Below are 12,901 nucleotides of genomic sequence, written 5' to 3'. Positions count from 1 at the left end.
ATGGATCTCGCTTCACCTAAAGTAATTTTAGACAATGTTGGCTTCAAGAGTTTTTTCATTTTTAAAGAATATTATTCGGTCAAACCTTGAAGCTCTTGTGCAATAAAATCAAAAACGGTGCGTATACGCCGGCTAGTGTAAAGTTCTCTATGTGATACAAGCCAAACAGGAATTTCTGGGTCAAATTGCTCCGGCAATACGCATACAAGCTCATTGAACAATTTACCGGTATCCATGGGTAGAAAGCCAAAGCCCAATCCTTCACGAATTAATTGCAGCATACAATTACCGCTACCAGCGAACGCTTTAAATTGCTCAATTCTCAAATTAAGCCCCTGCCCCGCGAGGTTCTCGATTAATGATTCAGTGTCTTCTATGCCTATAAAATCTTGGTTTTCTAGGTCACCAAATTCACGCGGTACGCCAACTTCGTCTAACAGACGTTTTGCCGCATAAATTCTGCCTCTTAATGAGCCCAATCTCCTCGCGATCAGGTCGGGTTGATTAGGTTGCGCATGTCGGATAGCGATGTCTGCTTCTCGGCGAATAAGATCGCGTACTAAATCTGAAGCAACAACTTCAATCACGATACCTGGAGCAAGCTCTCTAAGTTTTCGTAGCATTGATGGCAGGTAATATGTTGCAAACATTTCCGTTGCCGTTATACGGACGCGCCCTTCGATGGTTTGAGATTGCCCACAGGCAGCCAGAGAAATATTGTTAGCTGCTTCTGCCATAGTCCGGGCATATTCAAGTAACTCGAGTCCTGCTTCTGTCAGTTGTAAATTCCGATGCCCCCGCTCAAACAGAGTTACGCCCAATGTATCTTCGAGGCTCGTTACCTGTCGACTTAGAGTTGGCTGAGTCTGCTTCAAAGCGCGAGCGGCTGCGGACAAAGACCCTTCTTCAGCTGCGGCAAGAAAGGCTCGAACTTGATTCCAATCGAAGGCGATATTTTTCCAGTTCATCTATTTACGTATGTCAGGTATTAATATTTAGATATTCTATATGGAGTTTATGTATGTTTACATATTAGTTTGGTTCAACAATGAGGAATTAAATTATGAAGGTGACTTCAGCGCATTTCTGGGATCGGGTAGCTTCAAGTTACAGCATGCAAGCGATCGCAGACCCAGAAAGCTACGAAAAAAAATTGGCTACTACCCAGGCGCTCATGCGGCCAAATATGAAAGTTTTGGAATTTGGTTGCGGGACAGGATCGACAGCGCTGACGCATGCACTGTACGTTCAGCATATTGTGGCAACGGATATATCTTCAGAGATGATAGCGATTGGCCGAAGCAAGGCCAAAAGCGCAGGTGTTGATAATGTGGAGTTTGTGCAAGCCTCGGTGGAAGACTTTCAAGCTGCTGAAGCTTCCTTTGATATGGTGTTGGCACTAAACCTTTTGCACTTAGTGCCGGATCGCAATACAGCACTTTCAACAATTTTTCGTTTGCTCAAGCCTGGTGGAGTATTTATATCAAGTACGGCCTGCTTGTCCGACAAATTGTGGTTTCTCCGCCCTGTGATTCCAATGATGCAGTGGTTTGGTAAGGCACCCTCTGTAAGCTTTCTTCACGCTGAGGAAGTACTGAAGGAAATTCAAAGTGCAGGTTTTGAAGACCAAGAACATTGGACTCATGGTCGAGCGAATAGTTTGTTTTTGGTTGCTAAAAAGCCCGAATAAAATAGGAAATGCGAACGTGGCATCAATCAAAATATTGATTACTGTTATTGCTTTGCTTTTTCAGTATTGGGAGATATTTACAGGGGTTTGCAAATATATCTGACAGAATGATGGAGCGAGTTTAAGTGAGCGGTAGTGAAACGGAAATCATACTTGAACTTTTCTTCTAAACCTCGTTTCAGATTTGTATAAAGAATCTCACTTCAACGCTGACAAGAAAGTCACCGACGTTGACATTGATTTTTTTTCGTTAATATGCCAGATAACCTTGTGCCTCCGGAGGAAGATGTATTTCATTTAATTATGGGTATTCTAAACAGCTAGATAGGGTGAATTTTATGCGTTCAGTAGCAATCGCCGCCGCTCCTCTCATGTAACTAATGTTCCGGAGCAATTCGTTTGAATTTGTTTAAACAAAGTTTTTGGTGGTTTTTATGAATGCGATGGAAAGAATACACAGAGAAAAAATCAAAATTATCATTTTTACGGGTTTGTTTTCTTTTAAATGATATTTTGCGATTTGCGTGAGTTTGGTCGATTAGGCTTTGTTGAAAACAATGATGAGCGGTGAGTTATCTCATTGAAGAAGTGTTAGTAATTCAGGGGAAAGGTCAGCTCCAGTAAATTACATGTAATTACTGGTTTAATTTTTTGCATCAGCAATTTTAATGTTTAGTTTCACATTGGATGGTATAGAACAAAAAGATTCAGTGGTCCTGTTCACTATTGGTTTCAGTTGAGCCTCAATAGATTTAGATTGTGGATGACTAATATTTCCCGTATGCAGGGTTGCTTTTTTTTCAATTAACATAACTAGACACTCTTCTTTTGCCACAGGGTTATGCTCAACGCCAGCTGAAATTACAAATGAGTCGCCGGTTTCTAAGTGGATAACCTCATCCTTTAGTTCCAGTTCTAAATATCCCTTTAAAATAAAAAACACTTCATCTTCAAATTCATGACTATGCCAAGTTAAACTTCCTTTAAGCTTCGCAACTTTAATATAACAGTCTTCAAATTGATCAATAACTCTAGGGGACCAATAATCGCATAATGATTCGGCAATACTTAATGGTGATTGCTTTAACGCTTTAGTATTCTTCATCGCAGTTAACTCTTTACTTGGTTTATTGTTAAAGCTAGTTGTTATGACCAATTTTCTTAATTCTGCTTAGCATTAGTTCAAATACTGCCCAATGGCTGTCGTCAGAAAAATCGGTGGTATTAGTAAATAACACTATTACGGTATCGCTGCCGCGGTCGTACTGCGCCAGACTTTGGTAACCAGGAATAAGTCCAGAATGTTGGTATTGATAAAGAAAGCTGTAGATCTGTTTTTCATCTTCACTTAGCAGCGAGCCATCATTTAATGCGCGTAAAAATACACCGACATCCGCTGCCGTCGCCACCATAGAGCCATAGTCAGCATGCTTGATATCCTCTTCAATACCCACGTAATAACCACTCATCACTCGTGCTGAATCGATATCCTTAATTGAGTGGAAAGTTGCATTAAGGCCAAGTGGCTGAAGTATCGTGCTACTTATAAAATCGAACTGTCGACACTGGCATGCTTGTTCGATGATACGCTGCAGTAGCAGGTAGTTAGTGTTGGAGTACTGATATTGGCTATCCGGTGCAAAGTTGGCAGGTAAACCAGATATCAGCGCTAGCCTCTGGTGATCGTTGAGCTGATAGCCTTTCTGCCAATATTCCGCAGTGTCGGTAAAGTTTGCCAAGCCGCTGCGATGTTGCACCAACATTCTAAGTGTAATGATGTCTGCATTGGTTAACGTGCTTGATAATTGCGGTAACAGTTCACTTAAGGTGCTATCTAGTGACAATTTTTGCGCTGCAATCAATTTGGTAATGGCAACCGCATCATACAGCTTACCAATACTGGCAATTTTAAACAGTGCATCCGGCCTGGCGGGTTGACGCAATTCTCTGTTGTGCCAGCCTGCAGTGTAGGTAACGGCAGGTTGGTTTTTCATGTCGATATAGGCAATGATGCCATCAAATCCATACTCAAGTGTTTGTGTTAATTGACTAGGAATATCCTTAGGTAGCGGTTTTAACCAGGCAAAAAGTAACTTTACCGGGGCAAAAGCGCTTATAGAACCTAAGACAACCAGCACCGCCAGCAGCCTGAGCATGTTAACACTGGGTTTAACTGCCACTATTGTTTTCCTTTTGAGGTTTCATCAAAGCCGATCATGTTACACACCTCGTCTAAACGCTCTGCAATATTGGGTTGCGCAAAACGATTTTGCGTAGTGTAGTTTGCAATAAAGTCGCTATTTCCCGCCATAACACTATCTATCCAAGGGGCATGAAATGACACTCTGGAGTACACTTCTTTTACGCCATACTCTCCTAATTCCTTAAACCAAGAGTCTGCCCTTGAACTGATACCCAGCAGGCTATAGCCATCAGCAGTCTTTATAAAGGCAGGGCCACCGCTGTCACCATTGCCCGAGACCCCCTCTAATGGCAGAGCATTGCCGCCCTGATTAAACACAAAATGAATTTCATTGTCTGAGACCGACTTAACGGTATTTTGTGCTTTACGTAGCTGGCCTTTGTTAGCTTTGTAGGAGACAACCTGACCTTGCTTACCATTGCCGGTACCACCGGCACCTATAAACCAAATCTGCTTGCCCTTTTCATCTGTATTTCGATATAGCCGACTTGGTAATACTGATGTTACCGGCGTGCTGAGTTTTAATAAGGCAATATCATTGTCACTGCCTAAAGTATAGTTTCTGTGCGCGTAACGCGCGGCTATCTGTGCGTAGCTATCGCCTACTTTTACGGTATCGCCGGGCGTTAGGCAGAATACCGTATGCGCAGCCGTCAGCACCCACTGCGGGTCGATCAAAGTGCCATGTGCACCCACTTTATATAAGGTCACCAATGGTGGGAAATCCGCCTGTGTTGCATGATATAGTGCGTCATCGACATCGTGGCGGATAACAATAGCCTGAGCTTGTAATGCAATGCCTGCTAACAACAGGCTGATACCAGCTTTAAAACGCATATTCTACTCCTCGTTAGTCAGTGCAATATTTCCACGAACCACCACCAAATTAGGCGCCATAGTGGTAAAGCTATCGCTAACAGGGTTGGTATCATAAACACTAAAGGTGGCATCTTTACCGCTAGTCAGCGAGCCCAGAGATTGGTCGATATGATAGGCCCTGGCGTTGCCCTGAGTCATGGCGTGTATTACCTGTTGAATGGAAATACCCGCATCCAACCAGGCTTGTGCTTCTCCTAACATAGCGCTACCATGCACAGTTCCGGGGTTTCCGGCATCCGTGCCAATAGCGACAGCAACGCCGGCCTCTAAAACGCGTCGTAAATTTTGCTGCTGATACAGTGCAATCTGCTCGGAGAACAGCTGGCTTAATTGGGCAACAATCGCCTGTTCTTGCGGCTTCAGAGTAGATTGAGCCTGTATATCATCAACATAGGGTAGATACTTTGTCAGCATCTGAAACATTGGCGCAGTGTCAGCGTGCCGTAGCTTTAGCTGTTCAAATGACTCGATAATAGTGTGGTCGGTCAGCGCGAGCTCCTGTACGCTAAAGCTAAGTTGCTGCTTAAAGATATCACGGTAATGGTTGTAAGCGGTTAGCGTTGGTAAGTACACCACCTGATGCTGTTTCGCCAAGGCAATAAACTCGTCATCAACGGGCGCGGTCATAACACCATGCACCAGAATATTGGCGTGAGCTTTTATCGCCATTTTGGCGTAGGCGAGATCTTCAACATGCACTGCGACTATTTTGCCTGCCTTGCGGGCATATTGCATGGCATTAGCATAAATCGTAAACAGTTGCTCAGGGCTGTGTCCGGCCTCATCCGTCCATACAAATTTAACCACCTGTATTGGTAATCCCACCTGCATTTTAACGGCGGCTAATGCCTCCTTTGCCGAGCTTACCGCTAAAAAGGTATGGCCTTCGTGTTCAAGCTCAGGCACGGCTGCGGTTGAGATAAGCTCTGCCGCAGCATAAATGTCAGGTGATGGCTGTAATTTTGCAGCATCGGCATAGTGTTTCAGCTTGCCAGACGGGCCACCCAAATCGACGACAGCGGTAATGCCAACTTTAAGGTAGTCAGACAGTAAATTCTGTCTGTGTTGGTTCAGCCAAGCCTGATCTAACTGATATGACTGTATTTTGGTTGCGTCAATAATATCCGGCCGGGTATAGGCGGATGCCGATTGCGCCAGATGAATATGAGCATCGATAAAACCCGGTACAACATAACGATTGTTCAGATTCACCTGTTGATAGCCCGCAGGTATTTGCGTCTCTGGCGGTAAAATCTGCGTGATTTTGCCATTTTCGACCAATAATGAGCCTTTGACAGCAGGCGCTTTAACAGCGTCAACAACGATGTTGCTGTTGGTATAAGCTATCTGCCCGCTGGCATAGTTAATTGGATTTAATGTTTGCGCCGCAATCGCATCGACGTTAAGCAACGCCAGTGAAATGAAGCCCAGGGTTAATACTTTTCTCATGTTGTTGATACTCCGCAGGTGTTTCAAACTAATTAAATATCAGTGTGCAACATGCTGCGCCAAACACCTTATAATCTGGCTATAATGTCGCTATAAGCTGTTTAGTTATTGAATTATATCTACTACATTGATGCTAATTTTTTGGTGTAAACGGTAATGAAGGGGTTTCCTTTAACCAGATGTTTTTCTTCTACCAACCGCTTCGCTTATTGGAAGCTCCAGTTAGCCGCAGCGTGCTGCTTAGTTGCCAGATAATAATCAACAAAATCTAAATGACTCTGAACAATGCCCATCGGGCATTGCAGCATCAGCAAGGTAGTGCCCTTAAGATAGAGCGCGCGTGAGTAAAGGCCGGTTGTCATGGCCTAAAAACGGCCATGACATCAGTTGCTCTGATATCGTTAGTGCCTGCAGCATAAACCGTCGTTCGCCGTTCAAAATTGTATGGGAGCTTATTGCCAATTTCGGAGCGTCGCTGGGACCCTTCTTGAATTGGTGCTTTGGGCTCGAAAGCGGTCATAGAAAATTGGAAGGCTTTAGTCCGTTACGAGCGATATCCAGAAATTCGGTGCTTATCGCTTGGCGATTTGCTTTTAACAAAAGCCGCCGCTCGAATCATTGTCGTTGAAGGTCCGGTTTACGGTTTGAGTTCGACCGACACATAAAAATATGCGTTTTACACGAAATAGATTTTAGAGCTGCCTAACTTACTTAACGCCGCATAATAATAAATAGGGTAGGATTTCCATGAAATCAAATCAAGCACACCCGTATCCTCGTAATGCAAGATGTAAGCATTATCATCCTTGAATTCAAAAGTTACTCTCCAGTTACCGCTTACTGATAGAACAAATTTTAGCTCTTTCTCCTGTCAATTTGATGAAGAGAAATGCCTAGTAGATTAACGTCATCTATATCTTGAACTGTTGTTACCCACTACAAAACACCATCAAAAATTATAATGAGCCTTTATTGCTCTTAGCATCCGAATTTAAACGCGTTTCTTCGTTACAGCTCAGTTTGCTAGTTTACTGAGCCAATTGACGATGATTGTACTGCTTTCATTCCCTACCAAACTCATACTGGGATGGTTTCTTCCCGGTAAATCAATCACTGATATATTTTCGGCGTTTAGATGCGCAAACTTGTCGTAAGGTGCCACAGGGTCGTCAGAGGAGGCGAAGAGTAATACTGGGACAGCAGACGAAGATAACTGTTCGCCGATATCGGTTTCCTCAAGTTCTATATTGGCGTCCATCAATGCGCGCATTGCCGCGTTAGCTATGTCGTCATCGCCTATGAATCTTTGCAAGAAAGGAAAACTAGTGCGCATATAACGCAATACGGCTTCATCAAATTTGAGCATTGGTGCTTGAAGAATAATGCCGTCAATATCTGGTCGCATCGCTGTCAGATATACTGCTGAGACAGCTCCCATTGAGTTTCCGACTAAATACAAGTGTTTCCCCGAAGCGTGTTCAGCAGTTATTAATGCATTGAACATGTACCTGTCGTTGACGCCATAGGCTTTTCGTCCGCCGGATTCGCCGTGACCTAACAAATCTGGCACCAGCACATCAAAACCCAGAAACCTGAAATACAACGCAGAATTAAGCATAAATTCTTTAGATGCTCTAAAACCGTGGATTAGCACTACAGTGCCACTCAGGTTTGGTGGAACAGATTCCCGGGATAAGTTCAGTGAAACGGTGGTGGAAGACATGCCATCTGTTAATTCTGTCGTGTATTGTAGCTTTTTATTACTTATGGCTTTACCGGAGAAATAACTGATGCAGAGGGAATTGGGATCTGCGCTGCACAATTTACCTTTTTTAAATCCTAGGCCTTCGATGTCGCTGTCAGCAGTGATACTAGCGTAATTAAAACTGCCTGCGTTTTGAATGTATTTTGTGACCAATGCTGCGCATCCGCTAAGGCCAACAGCAATAAATAACGCTACAATTAATTTTAAAATCTTTATTTTTATTTGTGTCACTAGGTTTCTTACCCTTTTGCACTATGACGTTCAGACGCGGCTTTCGCCAACAGTCGACTCACTATAACACTGCGGCGACGATTGCCATTCAGCACGTTACCCACTATGGTTGGACGTATAAGCAAATCATAGATAAGCAGAGACATTCCAATGGTCAATGTGCAAATCGCAATGAGCTTTAATGACCAGTGCAACGGTAATTCTGCCAGTGCAACCTGTAGCCAAATGACAATGGGCAGATGGACTAGATAAAGCCAGTAAGAGGAATCTGCAATGTAGCGTATCACACTATTGTTTCGACTGAATAATCGCTGACAGACACCTATAAAAATCGACACTAGTAGCCACATCATCACAGCATAGCTGGTTACAAAAGCCAACTTTAACCACACATACTGGGGATGTCCCTGCTGCATTGCATATGGCGACAACACCGTACATAGCACGATAGTTCCAACACACGTCACGGATTTTGCCCACGACAATTTTGCAAACCGATCCAACTGTTGTGGCTGTCGATGCAGCAGCCAGCCAAACAGGAAAAAACCACCATACACCAAAACTACAGGTACATGCGGAAGCAATGACTTATCTGGTGTGTCCATGCCCCAGTTTTCCATGTACCACAGACACAATGCGATGACAGCAATCACGGCAACACATACTAGGCGCGTTGCAGCGATATGCTGCACAACCTTGTCGACAAAGCGCGACATCTTATTGGCTAGGGTGGTGTTAATAAAAATCACTTGCCTCACCACCACGACACTGATTGCTACCATGATTAGATAATACAAAAACCATAAATGAGTACCTACAAACCAGTTAGTTGTATCGTCTTTGAGCAAAGCGAATGCTTGCGTCAACCCAGCAAGGGTGTCGACCTCACCGCGCATACTCTCGCCACCCATTATCCAACCTGAGACCAAAAGCGGTCTTAGCAAAAACCACCCGAGCAGGAACGGGATAGCAATCCTCACCAATCTGGACTGGATAAAGGCTTGCATTCCCCGCCGATGAAACGTCATATGACTGAAAAAGCCAGCAATCAAGAAAAACACTTCCATGCGGAATGAGTGGCTGATCAGAACAAATATGGACACCACATTGCTGGTAGAGATATCCATCACAGCCCAGCCTATGAAGACCGGCATAAAAGATAAGCTGGCGTGGAAAATAATCCCCAGTATCAAGGCAAATCCCCGCACTGCATCGAGATAATCCAGTCTTTGTTGAGCCTGTAAGGTCATAGTCTGCACTCCTCTTTGATTAGCTGCCATCTCACTTAATAGAAGCTGACTTCGTCGACTTCAAAATCAAAGCTGTCTTGCTGCAGGCTATAAGCCACAATGCTTAAGCTATTCAGTGTATTGGTATTCAGTTGCACCTGTTCAGACCAGCCGCGCTTCATGCTCTCGAAGGGAATTTTCACTTCGTGAAACTGGCCGTCAGCAGTAACAAACACTGGTGCAGCGTGATAATCGAAATTGGTGATTTCTGTGCTATTGGCTGACAAGGTGAGGTTGCCATGATTTATCCTGACCATCAGACGAACACCTTGATACTGACTAGCATCCTGAGGCATTCCCATTGGGCCTAGCGGTAACACAGAACTCGCCCAGCCAGGCTGTCCTCGGGGTGGAACGATGTCACCGGTCATTTGCAGTACGCCATTTTCTATTGCTTGCTGCGTGGTTGTGTGACCGCCGGATAAGGTATCATTCATAAACTGTCTCGGTTGCCCAAGATTGTTGTCAGTGGCATCAGTGAAATCGTCAATCATCGGCGCTAACGACTCAGCCAGAGCGCAACCAGACGCGGCCAGCAAAGTAGTCAACGTAAGTGACTGGATTAATCTCGTCATTGTCTTTTTCATCATTATTCTCTCGTCTCAATTAATTTGTTGCTACCGTGTAGCAGTGAAATAAACGGTTCGATAGTTAAGTGACGAGAAGCGCCACAAAGGTGACAAAAAAAGTAAAAAAAAATTTCGACATAGAAAAACCTGAATAAATGTGTCACCTTTTATTGGCACTGCGGCACTTGTTAGAGAGAGTTAAACAATGAAGCCAAGCTATGTTTAAAAAACGACACTCTGTCATTGATGCCAATGACGCAACCTTAGTGATGCATTCACTCGGCGGTGACCGCGATGCGTTCTGTGAGATTGTCACGCGTTATCAAACATTACTGTGCTCACTGGCGTATTCGTCAGTGGGAGATATCAAGCTGAGTGAGGATATTGCCCAGGAAGCCTTTATCGTAGCCTGGAAGGAGCTTGATACCCTCCGCGACCCTGAAAAACTCAAAGCCTGGCTTTGCGGAATATTGCGCTTTAAAGTCAGTCACCACCGTCGTAAGGAAGCAAATAATCCAGGCAGACAAGCTGAGCAGATAGAAGAACAATTGCTACCAGAAAACGCCGAATGCAATATGGATAGCGAGGCGATTCAACGGCAGCATGAAGCGCTGATGTGGGAGGTACTGGATAAAATGGATTCCACTTATCGCGAACCACTCATTCTGTTTTACCGAGAACAACAATCAGTAGAGCGGGTTGCCGCCGAGCTTGATCTGACTGTTGATACGACCAAACAGCGCCTTTCCCGTGGCAGGAAACTGCTCAAAAGTGCAATGTCGGCCTTTGTCGAAGATGCACTCAAAAATTCAAAACCCGGCATCGCATTCACCACCGCTGTATTGTCTGCTATCGGTGGTATTTCTCCTCCCGCAAAAGCAGCAGCGTTTGGCGCAGGGGCGGCGAACGCAGGCTCATTATTCAAGCTGGCAACACTGCTTCCTCTAATCGCAGCGAGTTCAGGGTTTATCAGCTCCTTTTTTGGACTACGTGCAGGACTGGACCAATCCCGTACTGAACGTGAGCGCAAATTCGTCATCGCTCTGGTGGTATCGTTCCTTCTGGTTGCAGTTGTATTTGTGGCGGGTATGTTTGGACTCAAATACCTGGCGCTTTCTAACGAACAGTTTGCCAAGCCATTTGCCTGGCTCTCTCAGGCTCTGGTCGGGATATTTGTACTCTCTTACCTGTTCATGGTGCGTTACATGATTAGAGGATTGCAGACTCTCAGGGCTCAGGAGCGCATCTTCCACCCGGAAGCCTTTATCAACGATACTGAACAGCAGAACCCCAGTCAGCGAGAATATCGCAGCAAAATGCGTTTATTCGGTGTGCCACTTTTTCATTTCCAATTTGGTATGCCTGAACAGGGTGACAAACCTGCTTATGGTTGGGTCGCGGGCGGAAATTATGCCTATGGACTGTTGTTCGCCTGGGGAGGTATTGCTGTCGCACCTATCAGCGTGGGTATTTTCTCTGTTGGCTTCGTCACCGTGGGCGCGGTAGGTTTGGGCATGCTAAGTGCAGGCACTGTCGCAATTGGACTATTTGCGTTTGGTGCCTCCGCTGCAGGGTATAAAGCCTATTCTTCGCTGTCGTCTCTCGGTTGGGAAAGTGCCTTTAGCGGCGGGTTTTCGATAGCTAAGGACGCTGCAGTCGGTTCCATTGCCCTCGCTGAACAGGCAAACAATGAACTCGCCGCCCAAATCAGCGCATTAACGCTGTTTTCGCAAACTTATCAATGGGCATTGGCAGCGATGGCGATCATGGTTATCGTGCCAGCGGCCTGGCACTCGCATAACGTCAGAAAAAGAATGAAAAGAGATCAGCGCCTTTAACAGAGTTTGATGGTGGTGCAACAATTAGGTTTAGTAAGTATTGGTCTGAGTGCCTCCGGTGCTATCAAGGGGGCTTCAACCTCGCTTGCACTGGGAATTAGATAAACATTAATGCCGTTAGGACACTTGTCGGTTGAGCGCGCTAGTACGCTCTTTGTACGGTTTCTTTCTGTTTGTACGGCGCAAAATAGCTTATTTTTTTGCAAACCTCTGGTAGCCGTTCTGCAATATCCGGCTGAAGAAATCGTTGGCTCGTCATATACTGTGCGAGCATTGCAACGGTTGCCAGCGCTTCATCCGTTGACATTGCTAGCAAAATAAGGGCCTGAATCATTTAATGCGGGAACCGGCATTGTGCTTGTTAACTTGTCGGCCGAAAAGATGGTGGGCACATCGGGTGACTCCATTAGCCACCCATAGTAATCAAGCCATCCTGACGGGCTGCCCTGATCGACAACGGTGGTGACACAGGCCCAGGTGTAGCTGGACAGGATTTCTAGCGGATTTTCCTTCAGCCACCGTTGTTCCTACTAATAACCTGTCACTCTGGTTGCATCAATGATATCGGGTCTGGCAAAGGCTGAACCTGATTGATTCAGGTAAATATGGATATCAACTAGCCCAGATAAGACCCATGCGCCTTTCAGAAATATCTGCTCATAGCGCGCGTTTACCTAATGGCTGCCGGGAATGATGGCGTCGATCCTGCCGTTACGGCTCAGAAGTATAGCATCTCTCACAGGCTCCTCGGTTTGCATGGTGATGATATTGGCGTGGACAAACGCGGTGGCTTCATCAGAATAAGTTACTGGGGCCACCTGAGCATGAGTGTCACGGGGTATTTTATGACGAATGGTACTAGCAGTCGTAAAAGGGGCTTTATTAGTCGTTCCTGTACTTAAACTGGGTATTGAATGAGCACGTCCGACCATCTTGCAGAAAAGAGGAGCCGAAAGCTTAGCGGTCGCCTTTTATTACCCCATAAATT

At 45.1% G+C, this 12,901-nt stretch carries 11 protein-coding genes; 2 read left to right on the top strand and 9 right to left on the bottom strand.

Going from position 1 to position 12,901, the window contains the following annotated elements; translation table 11 throughout:
• Nucleotides 1-71: 71 nt before the first annotated feature.
• A complete protein-coding gene (locus GVO62_RS11155; RefSeq protein ID WP_159119312.1) occupies nt 72-968 on the bottom strand; it encodes a LysR family transcriptional regulator in 897 nt (298 codons plus the stop codon).
• A 95-nt stretch (nt 969-1,063) separates the two neighbouring features.
• Between GVO62_RS11155 and GVO62_RS11150 the strand changes: the two genes are divergently transcribed.
• A complete protein-coding gene (locus GVO62_RS11150) occupies nt 1,064-1,690 on the top strand; it encodes a class I SAM-dependent methyltransferase (RefSeq protein ID WP_159119311.1) in 627 nt (208 codons plus the stop codon).
• A gap of 643 nt (nt 1,691-2,333) precedes the next feature.
• Here GVO62_RS11150 and GVO62_RS11145 read toward each other — a convergent pair.
• From GVO62_RS11145 to GVO62_RS11110, 8 genes are all read right to left on the bottom strand, one after another.
• Nucleotides 2,334-2,795 carry a cupin domain-containing protein gene (locus GVO62_RS11145; protein WP_159119310.1) on the bottom strand — a complete coding sequence of 154 codons (462 nt, stop codon included), beginning with the start codon at nt 2,793-2,795 and terminating at the stop codon, nt 2,334-2,336.
• A 34-nt stretch (nt 2,796-2,829) separates the two neighbouring features.
• The gene (locus GVO62_RS11140) at nt 2,830-3,870 is read right to left on the bottom strand and encodes a serine hydrolase domain-containing protein (protein WP_236547133.1); all 1,041 of its coding nucleotides are present in this window, start codon (nt 3,868-3,870) and stop codon (nt 2,830-2,832) included.
• A complete protein-coding gene (locus GVO62_RS11135) occupies nt 3,870-4,730 on the bottom strand; it encodes a S1 family peptidase (RefSeq protein WP_159119309.1) in 861 nt (286 codons plus the stop codon). The genes GVO62_RS11140 and GVO62_RS11135 overlap by 1 nt, the downstream gene beginning before the upstream one ends.
• Nucleotides 4,731-4,733: 3 nt before the next feature.
• Nucleotides 4,734-6,221, bottom strand: a complete 1,488-nt coding sequence (locus tag GVO62_RS11130; RefSeq protein ID WP_159119308.1) for an amidohydrolase family protein — start codon at nt 6,219-6,221, stop codon at nt 4,734-4,736.
• 206 nt (nt 6,222-6,427) lie between these two features.
• Nucleotides 6,428-6,583 carry a hypothetical protein gene (locus GVO62_RS11125; protein ID WP_159119307.1) on the bottom strand — a complete coding sequence of 52 codons (156 nt, stop codon included), beginning with the start codon at nt 6,581-6,583 and terminating at the stop codon, nt 6,428-6,430.
• 653 nt (nt 6,584-7,236) lie between these two features.
• On the bottom strand, nt 7,237-8,217 hold the full coding sequence (locus GVO62_RS11120; RefSeq protein WP_159119306.1) for an alpha/beta hydrolase: 981 nt from the start codon (nt 8,215-8,217) through the stop codon (nt 7,237-7,239).
• An 8-nt stretch (nt 8,218-8,225) separates the two neighbouring features.
• Nucleotides 8,226-9,467: an acyltransferase family protein gene (locus tag GVO62_RS11115; protein ID WP_159119305.1), complete on the bottom strand. Its 1,242-nt coding sequence runs from the start codon at nt 9,465-9,467 to the stop codon at nt 8,226-8,228.
• 35 nt (nt 9,468-9,502) lie between these two features.
• Nucleotides 9,503-10,081, bottom strand: coding sequence for a CIA30 family protein (locus GVO62_RS11110; protein ID WP_159119304.1), 579 nt, complete (start codon nt 10,079-10,081; stop codon nt 9,503-9,505).
• A 212-nt stretch (nt 10,082-10,293) separates the two neighbouring features.
• On the opposite strand from GVO62_RS11110, the gene GVO62_RS11105 reads away from it, so the two are divergent.
• The gene (locus GVO62_RS11105; RefSeq protein WP_159119303.1) at nt 10,294-11,913 is read left to right on the top strand and encodes an RNA polymerase sigma factor; all 1,620 of its coding nucleotides are present in this window, start codon (nt 10,294-10,296) and stop codon (nt 11,911-11,913) included.
• Nucleotides 11,914-12,901: the final 988 nt, after the last annotated feature.

The sequence above is a fragment of the Alteromonas sp. KUL150 genome (genome assembly GCF_009811475.1).
GTDB lineage: Bacteria > Pseudomonadota > Gammaproteobacteria > Enterobacterales > Alteromonadaceae > Alteromonas > Alteromonas gracilis.
This window is presented reverse-complemented; position numbering and strand designations above follow the sequence as displayed.